This is a genomic window from Amycolatopsis sp. NPDC047767 (genome assembly GCF_040704195.1).
Taxonomy (GTDB): domain Bacteria; phylum Actinomycetota; class Actinomycetes; order Mycobacteriales; family Pseudonocardiaceae; genus Amycolatopsis.
This window is the reverse complement of the sequence record NZ_JBEYSJ010000052.1, coordinates 36,716-56,671: the sequence shown is the minus strand read 5'-3', so window position 1 is coordinate 56,671 and position 19,956 is coordinate 36,716. Positions and strand designations below refer to the sequence as shown.

The 19,956-nt window shown below is 66.4% G+C and carries 8 protein-coding genes and 1 pseudogene; 3 read left to right on the top strand and 6 right to left on the bottom strand.

Annotation, left to right across the window (positions count from 1 at the left end; genetic code table 11):
• Positions 1 to 94: 94 nt before the first annotated feature.
• A pseudogene (locus AB0878_RS46450) lies at positions 95 to 597 on the bottom strand (IS5 family transposase); the annotation flags it as partial.
• 130 nt (positions 598 to 727) lie between these two features.
• On the opposite strand from AB0878_RS46450, the gene AB0878_RS46445 reads away from it, so the two are divergent.
• Positions 728 to 3,850: a hypothetical protein gene (locus tag AB0878_RS46445; protein ID WP_366589331.1), complete on the top strand. Its 3,123-nt coding sequence runs from the start codon at positions 728 to 730 to the stop codon at positions 3,848 to 3,850.
• Positions 3,851 to 3,882: 32 nt separating this feature from the next.
• On the opposite strand, the gene AB0878_RS46440 is transcribed toward AB0878_RS46445, so the two are convergent.
• Together AB0878_RS46440 and AB0878_RS46435 are read right to left on the bottom strand one after the other, a co-directional pair.
• Entirely contained in the window at positions 3,883 to 5,358 is a 1,476-nt protein-coding gene (locus AB0878_RS46440; protein ID WP_366589328.1) for a hypothetical protein, read from the bottom strand.
• A complete protein-coding gene (locus AB0878_RS46435; RefSeq protein ID WP_366589326.1) occupies positions 5,351 to 9,580 on the bottom strand; it encodes a hypothetical protein in 4,230 nt (1,409 codons plus the stop codon). Before AB0878_RS46435 ends, AB0878_RS46440 begins: the two co-directional genes overlap by 8 nt.
• Before the next feature lie 565 nt (positions 9,581 to 10,145).
• Here AB0878_RS46435 and AB0878_RS46430 point away from each other — a divergent pair.
• Positions 10,146 to 11,546 carry a hypothetical protein gene (locus tag AB0878_RS46430; RefSeq protein WP_366589324.1) on the top strand — a complete coding sequence of 467 codons (1,401 nt, stop codon included), beginning with the start codon at positions 10,146 to 10,148 and terminating at the stop codon, positions 11,544 to 11,546.
• Entirely contained in the window at positions 11,543 to 14,158 is a 2,616-nt protein-coding gene (locus tag AB0878_RS46425) for a hypothetical protein (RefSeq protein ID WP_366589322.1), read from the top strand. Before AB0878_RS46430 ends, AB0878_RS46425 begins: the two co-directional genes overlap by 4 nt.
• A gap of 50 nt (positions 14,159 to 14,208) precedes the next feature.
• Here the strand turns inward: AB0878_RS46425 and AB0878_RS46420 are convergent, their stop codons facing one another.
• The 3 genes from AB0878_RS46420 to AB0878_RS46410 all read right to left on the bottom strand — a co-directional run bounded on the left by AB0878_RS46420 (position 14,209) and on the right by AB0878_RS46410 (position 19,545).
• Positions 14,209 to 18,714 carry a hypothetical protein gene (locus AB0878_RS46420; protein WP_366589320.1) on the bottom strand — a complete coding sequence of 1,502 codons (4,506 nt, stop codon included), beginning with the start codon at positions 18,712 to 18,714 and terminating at the stop codon, positions 14,209 to 14,211.
• A gap of 163 nt (positions 18,715 to 18,877) precedes the next feature.
• Complete coding sequence (locus tag AB0878_RS46415) at positions 18,878 to 19,309, bottom strand: hypothetical protein (RefSeq protein ID WP_366589318.1); 432 nt, start codon at positions 19,307 to 19,309, stop codon at positions 18,878 to 18,880.
• Positions 19,285 to 19,545 (bottom strand): hypothetical protein, encoded by a 261-nt coding sequence (locus AB0878_RS46410; protein ID WP_366589316.1) that lies wholly within the window; start codon positions 19,543 to 19,545, stop codon positions 19,285 to 19,287. The genes AB0878_RS46415 and AB0878_RS46410 overlap by 25 nt, the downstream gene beginning before the upstream one ends.
• Positions 19,546 to 19,956 lie beyond the last annotated feature (411 nt).

Below are 19,956 nucleotides of genomic sequence, written 5' to 3'. Positions count from 1 at the left end.
GGAGAAAACTTCCGCCGCCGTTCCGGCATTGCACATCCTCCAATCCAGACCAGACCTTATTAGGCCCACTGTCCGAAAAGTGGGAGGCGCGCCAAATCGCCATCACCAGTGGCTTGAGTGCGTAGGAGTCGTTGGTGTTGGCGGCGGAGACAGCCACCGCGAGCGGCAGCCCGGCGCGGTCGGACAGGGCGTGGATCTTCGAGCCGGGTTTACCGCGGTCGACCGGGCTGGGACCGGTCATGGATCCCCCCTTTTCGCCCTCACGCAGGCACCGTCCACGATCGCGCGGCTCCAGTCGATGAGGCCCTGGCTGCCGAGTTCGTCCAGCAGCGCGTGATGCAAACGCCGCCACAGCCCAGCTTTGGTCCACTGGCCGAAACGGCGGTGCGCGGTCTGGAACGGTACCCCGAACGAGGGCGGCAGATCCCTCCAGGCACACCCGCTGGTCAGCACGTACACGATCGCCGTGAACACCGCACGAGCGTCCAACGGGGCCGTGCCACCACCCTGCGGACGCGACTCGAACGCCGGGATCAACGGCTCCACCAGCAACCACAGCTCATCCGGCACCAACCGCAACGACAACCGATCAACCACAGCCAAGATCATCGCTCACGAGCGACCGATCACCACGTAAGACACGCTCTTAGCTGTTTCTCTCAGCGTTCCACCGGAGGACAGCTACGACTCGGGAACGGTCGGGACCGCCGAGAGAGCGATCGCCCGGATGTTCATCGCCGCGCCCGCCCGGATTGCCAAGCTACTGGAGGAAGCGGGCCGGCACGCGGCCGAAAAGACTCGAGACGGCCTCGTCGGCTCGGTCCGACATGCCCTGGACATGGTCGACACCGAATACGTCCACCGTCGCGCGCACGACCCGGTGACGACCCCTGAGGAGGCCGCGGCGGTCGCCGATGCGGCGTTCGCGTTTCTCCTCGCCCGCACCGATGAGGCGTGGGGACACCAGGTGACGTTCTCCGCGGCCGAAGCCATCGAGAGGATGGGCCACGGGAATAGCGACGCCCTCGCCGGACGCCTGGACGCGACCCTCGGTGCAGCCGTGACGCTGACCCGGCACCGGCTCACTGAGCGGAGGAGCTTGCTCACCTCTACCGCTGCGCCAGACCCGCTCGCGGGGCTGGAGGCGTACGCGCGCAAAAACAGCCTGTACCAGTCCGCCAGACGCCTGCTGAGCGCGGTGGAGGCCGCATCATCGACAGACCCGCTGGCTGTATGCGAAACCATCACGGCGCTCATCACGAGTGAGCGCGACAACGACCTGGGTACCGACGTGGTGTACCCGCTCCTGGCCACCCTCGGCGAGGTCGGCCGCGACCACGGGAACCAACCCGCAGTGATCCAGGCCATCCTGCCGACCCTTCACACCTACCTGGTCGATACCGACCCCGGACTGCGCGCCGCGGCGCTCGAGGCATGGACGACCGTCGGCGGAACCCACGCCCTCCCGTCGACGGTCGCGGACCTGCTCCCGGCATTCGTCTCGGACACTTACGTCGTGGTGATCAACGCCGTCCTCGATGCCGCGTGCCGGCTTCCGTGGCCGGACGAGAGGTCTCGGATTCGGTTGGCTCTTCACGCTAAGGCTGTGATGGAGGGCATCAATGTCGCCGAGCACCTGGATACGTTCCTGACCTCGCTCGCGGCGCTGCGGCACCACGTCCCGGACCCAGCTGTGCTGGCTGAGCTGGAGAAGAAAGCCCTGGCGCGGGTACCGGAACTCGAGTGGCACCAGGCGACCAAGGTGACCGACCAGCCGTGGCAACCGGATGCACGAGTTGCGCCGGAGCTCGCGGCGTTGTGGTTGGCGCTGGCACCAGGGAAGACTTACGGGCTTCGGCAGCGCGACGAGGCCGAGGAGGCGTTGAACGGGCTTCTCGACTGCGGCGCTGGCCTCCTTGGTCTCCCAGCGGCCGGCATCATCGAGGTCGGCACGGCGCACTCTCCAGAGTCGCCCTACGGATCGATGGAGTACGCCGAGGTCCTCGCCCGAACAGAGCGCCGGACCGAGGCCCTCGCGCTGCTTGAGGGCGCGCTGACTCGTATTCCCAATGAGCCGGCGCGCAGCTCACAACGTGCCCAGGTCGCGCTCGCGGGCGCGGTCGAACGCCTGCAGGTGACGCTAGAGCCGGACTTGCCCGACGACGCGAACGTGCGCGAGGCGGTCGACGAGGTCGGGGCCGCGATCGGCGTGTGCCTGGGTCACTCAGAGGAGTATCTTCAGTGGCTGCGACCGCTCGCGAAGGCCGCCGCGATCCGAGCAGCGATCACCTGCACGTTGCTCGACATTCCGATCCCAGCTGAGATCACCGCCGGGCTCGCCGACATCCCGGCCGACCAAGTGGCAGCCTACTCCGTCGAGCCGACTGACCCGGCCGAACAGTTCAATACGCGTGCGCAACGGCTGCGTGACCTAGCGGCCGCCCTTCAGCTCGGCGGGCCATCCACCGGGGCAGCCAGCCACGACGGTGTCGTCATCACCGCACGGCTGATCGACGCTGTCGCGCACCTGCTCGACGCCGAAGGTGCCGACCTGAACGCCGACCTCAATCAGGCTCAAGCGCACCGGACCGCAGCAGCGCGCCGCGCCGCCGCCATCGACCTGGACATCTACCGAGACGACGACCCGCTCCTCCCGCGCGCACGAGCCCTCCGGGCGGTCCTCGTGGCAGATCCCGACCCGGTCTCCCCCATCGACCTGGACACGGTTCTCACCGCGACGGCCGGTCTCCCGGCGCCGATGCTGTTCATCCGCTCACCCGAACGCCAACACGGCTTCAGGCCGTGGACGCCACCCGCCGAGCCTGAGCCGGACAGCGCGACGGTCGCGGTTGCCCTGGTGTCGATCGACGAACGGCTCCTCACCGGGCCCGCCATCGTCGACCCGGCCCTCACCCACACCTTGACCCTGGAAGTGCAGACCGACCCGTGGCCAGAGTGGGTTGAGCGGCTGGACGCCGAGTTGGTCAGCACCCTGAACGAGACTGAACTGCAGCGGCCCGCGCTCACCTGGCAGCGCCACCAGCACACCAGTGACCCGGATACCTACGAAGGGACCGGCAGCCTCCACGTGCGATACGCCGTCCCGACCACCCAGCACGCACCCCCAGTTTTGGTAAGCCTCGCTTGGCGAGGCGCCGACGAGGACGGCAACCCGAAGAGCCAACCCCTCGACGTCGCCGGACACCGCGAGTTCCGTGTCCGTCCCTACGACCCAGCCCGCGACGCCACCACCCAATACGAGGTGTTCGACGAGCACCTCCTCGGCATCTACGAGAACCTCGCCGCCGCCGGCTATCCGCACAACCAGCTCCAGCCGTTCGCCCGGCTCCTCAACGCCATCTCCCGCGCCGGGCTCGCCATGACCTGGAACAAGAAATACCGCCGCGGCCAATACGTGAGCGAACGCCAATTCCACGACGATCTCCACGCCGCCCTCCTCGCCGACCCCACCCTCGAAGGCCGAGTCGAACGCGGCACCGGCCTTGCACACGGGTACCTCGACACCCGACACGACGGCATCACCGCCGAACTCAAGGTCGCGCGCGACCAGCCCGTCACCTCCCAGTCCGCCACCAAGTACATCGGCCAGCCCACCCAGTACGCCGCCGCCGACGGCGCCCGCCTCTCAATCCTCGCCGTCCTCGACATGAGTCGAAAGGTGTTGCCCATCGGCACCCCCGAGAACTACCTATTCGTCCTCGGCCCCCGGCAACACGGGATGACTGATCCGCACTCCCCCAGCGTCGTCGTCACCCTCGTCATCAACGGAAACCTGCCCGTGCCCAGCAGCTGGTCCCGCCGCAAGACGCCGACCACCGAAACTCCCTGACCCGACGCTCCCACAGGCATCAGATCATGCAATCACGGTGACTCAGAGTTATTGATGGCGCTAGTCCATCGCCAGGAGACAATCGCGCCGGCGGCAAAGCCACGGCGACCGGCGACCGCCAGGAGATCGGCACGTGCCCGGACTCCATAGATCGCCGCGTAGACCACCAGGACTCGCTTGTGTTTCTCGGCTGCCTGCAGCCAATCCTCATCGGGTTCCAGCTCAGCGCGGGCCCAGATGCCGCCGTGGTCCCATAGCTCCAGTCCCAGCGCCGTCCGCCGGACCGTCCATGCAGGCAGATGTGGTATTTCCGCCGCCGTCGTCGGCGGCAGCCGACCGAAACCGCCGGACAGTACGATGTGCTCGACTTGGATCTCCAAAGTCTTGCCCGTGCTTCGCGACGTTGCCCCGATCACCTTTTTCGGCTCGAACACCGCAACCGGCAAGGAACCGCCACCAAGGCTGTCCGGGGTCGTGGTCAGCAGCTCAACGGCCGCGTCCACCTCTGACATGGCAGCTTCCGCGTACTTCCGATCCATGACCAGGTGCGGGACGGCACTTGCCAGGTCCGGGGGCCTGCCGTCAGCCTCGGCGGGCAACGGTATTTCGTCGATGCGCAGGCTGCGGCCGTCGAGTGTCACGCGGAAATCGCCGGTGCGGTCCGCGGCGACCGGCGCATCCCCGATGGCGTCGAGCAGTGCGTTCAGTTTCGGGTAACCCGCCTGGCGCACCCGGTCGGCAACGTCAGGCAGGTGCAGAAGGGATAGCGCATGGGTTGCGAGGTTCACGCCAGCGGCGCGGTAACGCTCCGCGTTCTCCGCCGCGCGCGGAGATTCCCAGACGATCCGTTCGTATTCCGGGCCCACCACGGTATACAGGAACTCCTGGTTTCGGCGGTTCATGTACAACATCCAATGCGCGGGAAGCTTGCCCTGCGTCACCGTCTCTCCTGCGTCGAAGTGTTCGCTTCCCGTGAGAACGGTGCGACCGAAGAGCGGTAGGTTGCTGCGCTTCACCTCCGGAAACTGCTCGACTGCAGGGTCGATCGCACGCTGGCTTCCCGGCAGGTGAATCAGGCAATGGCCGTGAAAGGTGTCCCCGTCCCAGTACGGGTCCGGGCGGCCGTGGAAGGCAGTTCCACCGGTACGCTCGTCCTTGATCGTCACGTCGACCGCGTACACCTCGGACGCGATTCCCAGCTGCGCGAACGCGTAGTGCAGCATCATCGAGCCGGAGACGCACAGCGATCCGGGTGCACCGGCTGCGTGGTCCAGCCAGAGCAGCGGAAGAAGCAGCTCCACAAGCAGATCCGGCGGGATGTCGTCGGAGTCCAGCAGGGTGCTGATCGCTTCCGGATCGCTCTTGAGCCGGCGAGGTTTCGCTAGGTGCCCGACAGGAGTCCGCTCGCCTCTGGCCTGGGATGCCGCAGCAAGCTTGGACTCAGGCAGCTGCGTACGCGCCACACGCTTGCGCGGTTCTTGCCGTTTGCGCTTGTTCGGTTCAGCCACGCTCGCCGCCTTGGGAGTAGCCGGCGCGCAGCCGATCCACGGCTTCGGAGGTCTCCGGCCCCAGACAGATCACATTCGGGCAGCCAACGATGCTGCGCAGTACGGTTTCGTTGTCGCGGACCGACTCCAGTTCTCTGATGACCGCAGCCAGCCCGATACACACGGCAGGGCCTTCGATAAGGATTCGGTCGACCAGCGTCCGCCCACGAGGCAGCCGGATCACTTCGTCGATGTCGTCGACCGCGAACAGTATTCCCGGCCGCCCGGGTGCCGGCCGGTCGAACCCTCCCTCGCCGGCGCGATACTCGACGATCCTGCCTGCGGCTTCGAGGCTCGCCAGCGTACCGTCGACATGCGTACCCACGATCTTGGCCGCGCCGCTCAGCGACTTCCACATCTCCGAACTGTCGTGCTCGTTGCGAGGATCGGAGACACTGACCACGAAGATTCCCGAACCCGCCGCCTGGAGTGCCACCCGGTGCAGCATCCCGGATTTTCCGTCCTGCACACCGCCGAGGACGAAGATGTGGTCGACGCCGGCGCCGCGCGGATCATGCAACCGCACCGCACGTGGTTCACCGAGGAGATCTCGATCGACGACGACCATGCCGGTGACGGCACTGTAGGTCGGTGTTCTCGGGTCGGGGATCGCACGTTCGAGCGACGCCGCTTCTTCTGTCACACTTCGGACAAGGTCTCTCTTACTGCTGCCAGTGTAGGCACAAAGACGTTGCACCACGATGTCTTCGACCTGGACGAGGGAGGACAGCATCTCGGACATGCTGTCCTCGTCGAACTGCCTCAGCAGCTGGTTGAGTTCGGGATGCCAGCCGTTGTTCATCGCACGCAGTACCATCCGGGTGGGAACGGTGTCCATGCCACGCTCAAGGTGCGCACGAGTCAGTTCAGTGTCCAGGAAGTCTCGCACAGCTTCCGTGGTTTCCCCCGTGATCGCAGCGATCCGGGTGGCCATGGTTTCGAGGAAGCGCCAGGCTCCGATCAGGTGGTCGATCGCGGTCGCGGGCTCGGCGCTCGCTGCTCGCAACTCGGTTTCCGGGCCTGCGCTGTCATTCTCGGCCAGCGACCGGAGAACCGCGGCGTGGCAGGCGATGGAGCGCTGTCGATCCACGCGGACACCAGGTCCGATCGGGTTCGGCGGCATTGGCTCCGGCAAAGGCGACCACCGGTTCCGCACCAGGTTCGGCTCGAAGTGCCGGCATGGCGCCGGTGCCCGGTCCGGCCGGTCGGGAGGCGGCGTGTTCCGCGGCCCGTAGACTCCCACGGCCGGAGCTGACACGCGGACCTGCTGAGTCCGCGCGTGGCGCCGAAGACCAGGCAGAAGAGCAACTTGCGTCGCCACGTTGCGAGGCAAGCTCACTGAGCTCGACTCCGCAGCGGTTCGCATCTCCGTCATCTGCTCGACGTATTTGGCCACGTCACCCCGGTTGGCGAAAAATCTCCCTTTCAGCGCATGAAACTGCGCGCGCAGCCAACCTTGCTGTGTGGCCGTCCAATCGACCTTGTCAAGCTGTCTCTCCACATCGACGATCGTCCGGCTGAGAAGCTCGTCGATGTCGCTGTGCGGTAGTAGCGTGCTCTGGTCGAGATGCACGCTCAGCAGGCCCGCGACGAGTTCCAGGGCCTCGTTCGAAGCTCGAGCGGGGTCGATTCCGGGAATGCCGCAGATCAGCGTCATAGTGCGACGGTAGTGACGCCAAGCCGCTTCGGTATTGCCGTCGGAGCCGTGCGCCTCCGCGAGCCCCAGATGCGCGATCGCGGTCTGCAAGGGCTTTGCTCCTTCGTCGTGCTGGACGAGCGCGAACAGCCGATCTGCGGCGTCGGCGAACACGGAGCGATGTCCGGCACGGGAATCCATGAACCGAGCGATCCGGAGCAAACAGGCCGCGCGCATGGTCGCGGCTTCCAAACTGGGTTCAGGCAACGCCCGAGCCAGCTCGAACAACCGCCTCACCTCTTGGTCGTCCTCGGCCCGATAGGCGCGGGTCTGGTATTGCATGGCCATGACCACGATCAAGGCCTCGAAATGCGCCGGAATGAACCGGTGGACGTCATGAACGCTCCGGGCTTCCTCCAGCGCCGCCAAGCCAGCGTCCATCTCGTTCCGGTCGAGGTGGAACATGGCCAGGCTGGTCAGTGTCTTCCCGCGCCTGCCTGCGACGTACGGGTCATAGCTGTCCGGAGGAAGCAACGACAGCGCTTGTTCAAGGCACCGTTGTTCCTCGACGAAGTCGCCCTGGGCATGCGCCACTGTCGCGGTGTTGGCGAGCAACGCTGTCGTCGACTGCCAGCGCTGCAGGCCATGCCGGCCCAGCCGTTCGGCGAGCGTGATCGCATGCAGGCGCAGCGCGCCGCCGGTGACGAGGTCGAAGCGGTCTGTGCAGTCCTTGAGCAGGTCGGTCACGCTGATCTCGACATCGCGCAATAACGCGTCCCGGTGCTCGGGTTCCTGGTCGAGGCCGGCCCGGACGACGTCCTGGATCAGCCGGTGCACGCGCACCCAGTCACGCTGCCGGTCGTCCTGCCATCGCTGCAGTAGCGAATACTCGCCGAGCAGCGCAACCGATCGTGCGAAGTCCCAGTGGTCACTGGCCAGCAGTTTGACCGGTATCCGGTCGGGGAAAACCAGCGCAGCGCGTTGAAGAACGCTGATCGCCTGCTTCGCTTCCTCGTGCGCGAGCGCGGACAGCCGCCGCACGGCCAGCGAGACAGCGGCAACGGCGTTGCGGGGGTAGTCGTCGAGGCGTCGAGGGAAACCCAAGGCAGCCAGCCGAGTGCCTTCGTCGGCTAAACCGGTCAGGAACGGGCCGAGCGGCTCGCGAGTGCTGCGGAGGTAGCTGGTGGCGGTAACCAGGCTCAGGGGCAAGTTCCCTAGCTCCGCACACAAGGCTTCGACGTGGTCTGGATCGGCATCCATCCCGTTGAGCCGGCGGCGCACAAGCTCCCGTCCCTGCTCCGGTGTCAGTTCCCCGACCTCGACTATCGGCTGGGAACCGTGCCAGGCACTGTTGCGGGAGGTGATCACGATCGCTCCGTGTCCCCCGGCCGGCAACAGCGAGGTCAGCATGTCCGCCGTGGCCGCGTTGTCGACGATGAGCAGCCACGTGCGCGGACAGCTCGCGAGCGCTTCGGCTATCGCCCGCCCTAAGTCGGTCAGCGATCGGTGCGGGCCGGGGTGGATGTTGATGTTGCGACCCGCGAGCCAGACGGCGAACTGCTCGAGTTCCTCGCGGAGCACGTCGTGTTCACCTGCCGCGGCGTCATCGTCGGCATGCGCGGTGATCTGGTAGATCCAGTCGAACTCACCCGCATTGTGCAGCGCGTACTGCTGAGCGAGCGTCGTCTTGCCGATTCCCGCCGGGCCGACCAACACGCAGGTACGGACACGCCCGTCAGCGGCGGGTAACCCATCCGCGTCCTTCAAGTGCTTGGCCAGCTCGGAGAGCAGGGCATCCCGCTGGACGGTGGTGTCGCGGTGTGCCAGCCCCACCGGGACACCCCAACGCGACGCCAAGGCGCTTTCCAGCACGCTGCGTGGAGCTCTGACGGCTTCGAAGAACTCCTCCCTGCTCAGCGTGCGCCCGGCGACGTCGGCGGCTTCGCTCTTGTTCATGGCGAGTTCAAGCAGGTACGCCCGAAGCAACTCAGCGGCCTGGTCACCCACGCCGCTGCCGTGAACCGCACGCAACCGCCGGAGCCGTATCCGCACCGCATCACGCAGCTCCGGCAAGCCTTCCGAGCGAATCGTAATGACTGCGTGCCGCAGCGCAGCCAGCACTTCGCTCGGCACGTCCTCGATCGCGAGCCCAAGCGCGGCCAGCCGCCGCGTCAGGGCCTGGTCGTCGAGGCCCGAGGTGTCGGCAAGCAGTGCGGCGAGCCGCCGGGCGGGATCGCTGAAGGCACCGTTCGCGACCAGTTCCAGACGGGCCGGCTGGTCTCGGGTGCGGGCGAGCCCGCACAGGATCCGGAACAGTTCCGGCGCACTCCAGGGACGCTCACCCCAACGGCCTTTCACCTGAACAAGCGCTGATCCGCCCGAACCTATACCGGTCAGCTCATAATCGACGACCTGGGCACCGGGGCGGCCCTCCACCACGATCGAGCCGACGTCGCTACCAGACCGGTCGCCCCACAGGTCCAGCGCCGCGAGCACCATTACGTGGTACTGGAATCGGTAACCGGCCAGACCCAGCTCTCCGCTCACCGTGCCCTCCCTCGCCGTCTTTGGCTCGTACGGCCAGTCTGCCACCGGCCACCGACAATTTCGGGTAGGCAAGCGTCCGCCTTCGCGCGCCCTGGTCGCAACGACGTAACGGAGTTCCCCGTGTCCGGCCGTAGACGCGTTTCGATGCACAGGCCAAATCTCGCCAGTTGTTACGTCCGCAGAATGCCGGCATCCCCCGCATCGCTGGCAGGAGGCATCACTCGACTACCTCCCTCTGCGAGTGGCGCTGCACGGACGGATGACGCCGGGCACTGCAACGCAGCCAGGCGACATGCGAGTACAGGGCAATCATCCCGAAGGCCGACCACACGGTCACGGCATGTCTCCCCGTCGCGTGCATAGCTGGCAAAGCTGCAGGGTCGCAGGCCGCTCACTGAAACACAACAGCGACGAATAGCGACAGTAAGATCATGTTCAGGAACCATCGATCCGGGCTGATGCCGTGACTGCGATGATGTCGGCCGAGGTCGTTGGCCCAGTCTGGTGCGAGCCAGGTTTAGACCTAAAGGCGGGGCGGTACCCGCTTTCGGTCGAGTCGTCGGTCATGGGCATGGTGGACACGCTGGTACCGGGGGTGTCAACGCTGACGACGCTGGTTAGGTACTACTCCCTCTACTGGGCGCTCGCCGACGTCGCGGGGCGGCGGGAGTGGGATGCCAGCATGTGCCAGACGGTTCTCCGACGGTCGGAAGTTGCTCTTGCCCTGGTTTCCCGCGGCAAGACGATCGCCGCGCACGGCGCCGACCGGGTGGAAGCCATGGTCGGCCGAGGTCAGATCGATGAACTCGCCGAGATCGGCCGTGCCTCCTACTCACCCCGTCCGTGGGGTTTCTGGTCGCAGTACAACGGGCCGAGCGCCGTCTTGGGCACGGTCACCGTGGACAGCAGCGCCCTGCGGCCCGGCTCTCGCGAGTGTCCCCCCGTCGTCCGGGAGATGTTCCGGCCCTTGCTGGAGCTGGCACATGACCGCCCGATCCATCCCGACGACGTGGCTGACTTCTCTGGACTGGCCATGGACGCGAACGAAGCCTGGGACCTCGAGCCGCTCCGTGACCTCATCACCGCCTCCCGCGACGGCCGGCACGACCCGGAGGATTGGACGGGCAACGACCGAACCCGACGATCCACGTTACGGGTCCTGGCTCGCTCAGCCATGCTCCAACCAGGCGCTTCCAGCTGGTCGGAGGCCCTCCACGACTGCGTCGCCTACGGTAACCGGATCCGAACCGACCCCGTCCTGTCGGCCGAAGACCGAGCAGAAGCGTGGCGCGGCACCCTCCTGCGGCGACTGTCCGTCGGAGCCTGGCGGCGGTTGTGGGCAGCACTGGTCGAGCAGGTCATCACGCACGGCTCGGCGACCAAGGACGACCTCTACCAGTGGATCTCCGCCGAAGTGCCGGCCATGACAGTGCGAGCCTTCCTGGCAGAGTGCCCGAGCCTCGTCGACGCCGCAGGAGAGCCGAGCCCGGCCGAACGGCAAGTGCGCGACGGCCACACCGCCGTCACGGCCGACCTGGCCGCGCTGCTCTTCGGGGGTCAGCGCAAGAACCAGCTCACCGGCCGCAGCCAGGCCGCCTTCCTCGGCCGTTACCCCGAACGGAAACAGTTCCTCGATCCGCACTGGGTGGCCTACCGTCACCGCGAGCACGAAGGCCAGCCGATGGCCGAACTCGCGCGGGCCTTCGTCGACGACATGCTCGCGCAGTCCCGACGAGTCGCGCTCCGCAAACTCCGGCTCGACGCACAGGGACGGATGAAGCTGTTCACCAAACTGCACGAACGCAACGGCCAGTACTACGCGGCCGGCACAGAAGGTGCCGGCAACGTCGGGTTGCGCGTCGATCAGTTCGGGTTCATCGCCCGCCAGCTCGGCCTTGCCGAGCGCAGCGACACCGGTCTCGTGATCACACCACTGGCAGCGCAGGTGCTGGAGCTGGCGGCATGAACCAGATCGCCTACCAGTTCCACTCGCCGCTGACGTTGCTGCAGGAGTGGGACGGTCGAACCGACGGCGCGCCACTGCGCGAGTGCCTCGTCACCGGCTACACCCTCGACCTGGTCTTCTTCGAGCGGCACTGCGTGCCGACCGCTCGCGCGCTGGGTGCTCGCGTCACCGTTCTGGGCGACGCGGCCAACGCCGTGCACGAGGCGGTCGACGTCCGGCAGGCGGGCCGGGCCTATCAGCACGCCCAGGCCAGCTGCGGCGGGGCGTTTCATCCGAAGGTCGTGATCTTGGCCGGTGACGACGACGTCTGGGCGGCGATCGGCTCCGGGAACCCGACCATGTCCGGCTGGGGTCACAACCACGAGTTGTGGCTCGTCCTGCGAGCTTCCCGGCACCAAGGGCCGGCAGCTATGCGCGATCTCGGTGCATGGCTTACCGAGTTGCCCCAGGTGGTCAAGGTGCCGTCCTGGATCGCGGACACCCTGACGCACGTCGGACACTGGATCACCCCGGACGAGCTCGACGGCTCCCAAACTGACCTGCGGATCTTCGGGAACCTGCGACGTTCCCTGGTCAGGCAGCTGCCGGCCGGGCCGGTGCGCTCGCTGCGCATGACAGCGCCCTTCTTCGACGCACAAGGCCGCGGCATTCAGGCCCTGATCAACAGACTGCAGCCGCGCGAGGTCGACCTGGCACTCCAGGAACGAGACTCCCAGTACTCGGGGGAAGCCCTCGTCGCGGCCACCGCATCCGTCGGTCTAACCCGGTTCCGCTACCTGGATGAGGGACGTACGCGGCACGGCAAGCTCGTCGAATGGACAATCGACGACACGACGATCGCCATGACCGGCAGCGCCAACCTCAGCGCCGCCGCGCTCCTCGCCACCACCGCAGACGGCGGCAACTGCGAACTCGTCACCACCATGCCGGTGCCCGCATCCCTGCTGCCAGAAGGCACAGCCGTCGACCGCGCAACCATCGTCCGAAACAACACGATCCCCGTTGACTCACGCGCGCAGCAGCACACGCTCGTCGTGCTCGGCGCGCGACGAATACAGCACACGATCCTCGTCGAGCTCGTCACCACCACAAGCGTACCGATCACCATCGAATCCTCACCCGACGGCACCCCCGGAACCTGGACACCCGTGCACGTCTTTACCGCCACCAGCACAGCCACCCAAGTCCTCAGCTTCGCGGCACCGGAAGCGCTCGGCGGAGCGGTCCGCGCTCGAGCCGAACAACCGGGCGAACGTCTCGTCTCCCCCGTCGTCTTCCTCACCGACACAGCCCGATGCCGGCCCCGCGACGACACGACCAACCAGCCGCGGATGACGCTCATCGCCGAGGACGACAACGTCTTGACTGACGAGGTTCTCGCGCGCCGGTTCAACGCCGACCTGCTCCGGCTGCTCAGTCACGTCCAAGAGCGCAAGGTGACCACCGGGACCTCGGCCCTGCGCTCTGCCACCGGCGCCACTGCAGCCGCCGTGCCGCCCGACGACCGGTGGGGCGTGTGGCTGGAGTCCGTGGAACGCAGCCTCGGCCCGCACCTCACCGGGCTGCTGTTTCCCGGCGTACTCGCCGCCCCCGGCCTGGCGACCACCGGATGGTCCGTCGACACCGACGTCGACGACACCGAGCTGGCGGACGGCGAGAGCGACGACGCGGTCGAAGAACTGACCGAAGCCGCCTCAGCCGGCTCGGCCCGGCTCGCACCTGACATTCCCGCCTCACAACGAGCTCAGTATCGGACCTGGGCCCGCCGATGGACACGCGCCGCGACCGCGACACCGCGCCCACCTCTCGAACTGCGGATGCTCGTCACCCGCACCTACCTGGTGCTGCTCGCCGCCGCGGTATGGGGCACTGACGAGGCGTGGCGCTCCGACCTCAGCGACCTGACGCGCACCCTAGTACCGGACGCAGCAGAGCAGGAGGACGTACCTGGTCAAGCGCTCGACTTCGTCAGCTCCCTGATCGCAGTCTGTCTTGCCCTGCTGCTGCAGGACGCCGCCCTCCACGGCGGCGGGGAACACGACATCGTCGCCAAGGCAGCCTGGACCGACGCCGCCGAACTCGCGGCCTACGCCGACCCGAAACTCGCCGAGGAGTACCTCCATGTCCCCGACAAGCCATACGCGCGCGTGCCCGCCTGGGGCGAGGTCGAAACGGTCATCGACCTCGCCGTCACCGCAGCCGACGACCCCCACGCCGTGGACCGCGCCACACTCGAAAACGAGGGCCTGCCGGCCCGCATGATGGACGGTGTGTGGGTCATCGACGGAGAATTTCGCAACCCGCGCCGCATGGCTGCCCGCGTCGCGACTCTCGTCACGTCTCCATCCGCGGTAGTCGCCCGGAACGCATCAAAGACGACCATCGTCCTGCGCGACGGTCGGACGCTCGCCATCGCCGAGTCGACCGCCCCGCGCTGGCGTGTCTACACGCTGTCTCCGATGAGCACACCCGTCTCGCTGCTCACCGGTGATGAGGGGCTGCCCTCCGGCGCCAAGATATACCCACTCAGCCCGATCCCGGCGGCGGTCAGCGCGCTTGCCGAGAAATCCCGGATCAACGAACAGCTGCTCCAAGCCGCACTTCACACGTAGACCGCCGATTCCGGTTGGTGACACGCCGGTCAGCGTTCACAGACAGAGCATTAGCTTGGTGCCGCCCTTGTGATCGTCAGAACGTACGGCAAGGTTCGTCGTCCGTGCTCCTTAAAGATCTCACCTGCCTGACTGCGCAGACTCTCCAAAAGAGGCTCAGGGCCGATGAGCTTCCTTGCGTTGGCCTTCGGATTGCGGTCCTGCGCGCTCCACAGGTCGATGGGGTACCAGCCGACGACGTACACGCCCGCATCAGTCTTCTCGGCCGGCAAATATCGGTTCGCGAGCTGATCGCGTTGTGCCGCGGACACCGCAGCGTGCCACGAGCCCTTGATCTCCACTGGGACGCTCACGATCTCCGCAGTGTCGAGCTCGCCTTCAACCGCAATCGCTTGCACGAGGAGGTCCGGTCGTTCCCCCGAGTCGCCGGCGTCGGTGGGCTTGACGACGACCTCGCGGTTGATCACCACGGCCCGGCGGACGAGCCGGATCGTCAACTCGTGAGCAAGATAGGCAGCGAGTGCTCCCTCGAGCTTGGGGCGCCACACCAGCGGACGGCGCGCCCACTTCGGAGACCCAGTAGGCTTCGGCTCCCGTTCGCAGTCCCACAAGAGGTTCGAGTGGGTCGGCAGGTCGCGTTCGATCTCGGTCAGCACTTCGGTGAGCAGCTTGGCCAATTGCAGCGGGGTCCGGATCACCCGCCGTCCCGGGTCAGCCAGCAGCTCGACCACTTGTTGTGGCTTCAGTAGGACGGTTGCTCGTGCTTGTGCCTGGCGCCGGGCTGACACGAGCGCGGCTTGGAGCCTGAGGTCGTTCGGGAAGCTCTCGACGAGGCTTCGTATGCCCAGGACCGATTCCTGAGTGCCACGCCTCGATAGTACGTTCAGCATCGCATTGCGCCAGTCGTGGACGGACCTTTCCGGAGGGACCCAGCCCTCTCGGAAGACGTCGGTCTCCGGTGGGCACACGTCGGCCAACCACCGCCACGCTTCCACGAGTTCGCGGTCGGGCAGTGACTCCGTGAAGTCATTGAGGCGGTAGGTCTGAGCACTCGCGAATGCGAGGTCTTTGGAGAACGCCGGCGAGATGGTCAAGGTCTGACGTATCCGGGGCCAGAAACGTTCCGGGTCGGCGAGCAGGAGAAGGCGCCCTGCCGCGGCCGCCCACAGCGCATCGTCCTCGGTCATTTCGTGACCAAGTGCCTCTTCTACCTGATTCAGAGCGGCGGCGTTGCCGGCGAGAAGGGGCTCGTGCAGCAAGGTGGCCCACGCGTTGGCCGCAGTACGCCTGCCTTCGACTGTGTCGGGAACTGTGAACGGCCCGTCGGAGCCATCGGAGCTGTCCAGCGCCGCGCGTAAGTTGTCGGCGAGTTTGACGAGGGCGGAATGCACGGCGGCCGGCACCGATGACATGATCTCAGCCAGCGCCCAGGGTGCTTCCCCGCGCGCAAGGGAACCGCCCACCAGCGTACAGATCGCGGCGACAAGCTCCGTTGCTGCGTGGGTCCCGGCTCGGGAGATCAGATCGCGTAGGAGCGAAGAGTCTCTGGCCGTTGCGGCGCGATGGGCTTTGTCCAGTACTGCACCGACCCACGCTGCCCATCTATCCGATATGTCGTCGAGGCTGCCGTTGTCGTGGAGAACGACGAGTGCGGCGTAGCCAGCCTCGGCGCGGTAGTCCCGGGTCTGTGTACCTAGCCACTCGTCTCGGTGGTCGTTCTCGGCATCCAGGAACTGACGTGCGGCGACGCTGAACGCCGCGACGAAGTCGTCGGGTGCCCACAAGGAAGCGCCGGGCAGGATTCGTGGATCATCGGAGTCGAAGGCATCGAATTGTCCGGTCGCGACATCGGCTCGCAGATCACGCGTGAGCCGCCAGAAGGCATTGGCGTCACCGGCTACGGCCGACTGCAGTCGGTCGCGCTGCCGGCTGGCGAACGCGTCCGCGTGCTCCCACGGTTTCTCCTTCGGAGTGTTCCGACGCATCGCTTCTGCGAGTGCGCTGTCGAGAGCGACGCCGTCGAACGCCCAGGCGAAGTGTTCGCCTTCCGGTGTGCCGCGCCGGGCGTAGGCAAGCTCGAACGTTGACGGGTTGTAGAGGTCAGCGACGCTGGCTGCGACCAGCCCAATGGCGTCTGCCTGCTTGTGCTCGCCGCTGCCGCGAAGCTCGTCAACTCGCCCGAGCAACCAGGCGAAGTCACTGTCGTCGAGCAAATACGTCCGATCGCCGCGTCGAAGCCCTTGCGGAGCAGCCGGTCCATGGCGGGTGGACTTCCATTCCCACAGGACCAGGTGTGCGTGGTATCGATCGAATTCGGCGACCTCGGCAGCGAGCGCCAGGATCACCGCCTCAGCGAATGAACGCCTGACGTCGATGCTGGATGTCGTGACTTTACCGCTCTCATCAACAAGATCGACTCCTAGCGGTACCGGCACCCTGGCCAACCCCAGAAGCAACCGAGACACCTGCCGCCCGAGTACCGGCAGGTATTCCTCGACGCTCGGTGACACCGTGATGCGATCGAAGATCGGCGCGAGCACATCGTCCAACGTCGGACTGCGCGAGAGATCTGGACTGAAGTTGGTCGGCTCTGACGCGTCGGAACCAGCAGGCGGTGCCAGAAGTTGGTCAACTAGATGGGTAGCGTGGGTCAGCAAGGCCGAAAGATCGGGTTCGGCGACGTCTCCGGGGAGACGCCACAGATGCCATCGATACATGCCGATCACCGAATCCGCGCGCACAGGGCGAAGATGCGGCAGCACGTCAGCAAGGTCAAGATGTTCGGGCCACAGTTCAGAGAGGATCGTCCCGACAAGCTCTTCGCTGTCATCGTCGGCGTTAGTTCCAGGAGCGAGCGAGGCCAGCAGGCTCCGCAGCCGAGGAGCCGCCATCGTCGGATTGATCGCCATTGACGCCTTGATCGCGCGATTTCGCAGTGCTGGCGCGAGTTTCGGTGCCTCGGCCACCTTCAGGAGTAGTTCGGTGACCTCCGCAACCTCGCCATCGAGAGCGAAGCGGATCGCCAGACTTGCCGCAGCGAAGTCCTGCCATTCCTCGGACCCCGTGGTCAGTACGCTGGTCAGCACTGCGGTCAGCTGCCCTGCTAATCCTGGGTGCGTCAGTCTCCACCAGGTCCGGTGCCATGACCGCTCACTGAGCTCAACCTCGCCCGCGCGGCGCAGAAGCCCGTCCACCATCGCAGCACGTGTCGCAAAATCGGTGATGTACGCGCCGTGGGCGATCAGGCCTTCGGGATCGGCCGTAGCCAGCCAGAGATGCTCCCCGGGTATGTGAGCAAGCATCCACGCCGCAGTCTCCCGCAGGTGTATCGGGATGCTGGCCGTTTCCTCATCGGGTGCTGCGACAAGGAATATGCCAGTTATCCCCCGCTGTGCATCGGGGTCGGCGCTGGACCGGGCGGTCAGGTACCGGGCGGCCAGGAACGCGGCGAACGACGAGTGAGCGAACGCGACGCGATTCGTGCCGCTGCGAGAGAACAGCGCCGTTCTGAGGGTTTCCCCCACCGCCAGCGGTGACACCTCGAAGGAGCCAGCCGCTATCTCGCGTCCTCGCGCCAGCATCCCTTCGGTGATGTCCTCCGGCCCAGCTTGAGCAGCTTCGCCACACCAGATTGTGCGCTGACCACACAGCAGCATGCGGGTGGCGATTCGTCCTGCGATCACCAGCCGCTCTTCGACTGTGGTGGTAGCGAACGGTTTGATGGCCCGTCCGCGGTCGTGCTCGTCGACCAGCTGCGTGACCCCCGCTTCGAACAGCTCTCGAGGTGTCCTGCTCAGAGCATCCGCCTCCTGCCGGAACGCCGCGAGCAAGACCTTCAGAGTCAAGGGCGTGTTGGCAAGCGTCCCGACGCCAGCCCGGACGACGGCGGCGACAAACGCCGTAGCGTCCACATCAGTGCCGGCGGCAAGCGTGGCGACGTCGTCGCGAGTGAGCGGCGCCAGATCAACGACGACGCACGCGCCGAGTGCTTGCTCCAGCACTCGAGTCAGGCCTTCGGGATAGTCCGCGGTCCGGCAAGCAATGAGGAACCGCAGTGCACGGGTGTCCTTGTCATTGAGTGCGCGTTTCAATCGCGCCGGCAACCGGAATAAGTTCGCCGCTTCATCGAGTTGATCGAGGACAATGGTCAGCGTCGCAGTCAGCGGTTCCGCGGCTCCGGCCAGCGGCAGCGCCGCGAGGTGTTCGCCCAAGACCTCGTTGAAAGAGCTGCTATCACCGAGTTCAGAACCGGTGATCCATACCGTGCCAGGAGACCCCGGTTCGGGCTCCCCGGCACTGCGGTCGGCGTCGGTCAACCGGGCGAAGGTGGTCGTCTTGCCGGCTCCAGGTTCCCCGAGCAGGACCAGGGCGCCTCGTCCGACCACGGCGTCCTCGGGGCGCACCATGCCCGCCCCCATCCGGAGCGGCTCATCGGCGGTGGGATCCGGCAGGAACCCGTCGTCGTCCAGCTCGAACGGCGGGTCGTCCTGGTCCTCTCCGCTGCGGACACGCAGCCAACGGCGTACGGGTTCGGCGAATTCGAGGTCTCCGGCCATGTCCATCCTTTAGTCCATGCTGGTGACCGATTGCCCGGCACGAAGCTGTATACGACCAGCGGAAGAGTCGAGTCAGCACCCCACCGCGATGCATGACGGTCATCTACTCGGCGAAGTCCTGTGCCGAGCACTGGTCGGCCACACCGCGGCGTGCAACTTGAGTTCAGGGCTGGTAGGTGCAGATGGCGCCGATGCTGTTGTGCTGTTCGACGACGACCTTGCCGTCGACAGTGATCTTGCAGGTGTTGTCCTTGCTGCCCATCTTGAACTCGACCGGGGTGGCGCTGACCGAAGTGAACACGAGATCGTCCATCGTCAGGGTCTGGCTCCAGGTCTTGCCCTTCTCCAGGACCTCCTGGGAGTTCGCGCTGAACCCGCTGCTCCACTGCAGATTGGACTTCGCCGCCGTCGTGACCTCGAGGACGACGGTGTGCTTGGCCGACGCGGCCGCGGTCGGGGCTGCCGCGGCGGGCTCGGCATCCGCGACGGCAGCCGGCGCGGCCGCCGTCGGCAGGCCGTTCGCCGCGTCGTTGACGGCCTTGCCGAAGGCCGCCGTCCAGAGCACGCAGATCACCAGCCCGATCGCCGACAGCACCACGGCGGTGATGGCCAGCCCCTTGTTGCTCGCCTGGCCCCGTTGGCGCGCAGCGTCCCGACGATGCCGAAGATCAGCCCGAGGATCGTCAGCGGCCACGCGATGACACCGATGATCGGGATGAACGCGAAGATCAGCCCGACCAGGCCAAGCACGAACCCGGCCGTGCCGAGGCCGTTCTTGTACTGGTTCGGAACCGGCATCGGCGCCGACGGCGGCATGGGGGCGTAAGACACGGGGCTGCCTCTTTTAGTCCAGCGGCGACGCAACCGAACGCGTCACGCTCTGCGCCATCCGTCGCCTCCCGGGCCGCGTACGTAACAGGACCCGAAAGCCGCTTCAGGTCACGGAACGGACTCAAGCGACACCATTCACGATCATTCCCGCTGGTGGCCCCGGTAAGCGACTGACTCACCACCGTTACCTACGGTAATACATTGAAACTTCAAGTTCACTCGTTCGGAGCAGAGCGTGGAGACGTGGAACGACGTCACCCAGAGCTGAGTTGCGACGTGAGTACCGGCTGGCTGGCTGGCTGGCGACAAGCCTGCGAGACGACGACCTACCCTCACCTCCTGGGCTGCGAAAACGCGGAGCGCCGGGAACTCCGTCGGCTATCCGCCGCGCCCGTCTAAAGCAGGCCGTCA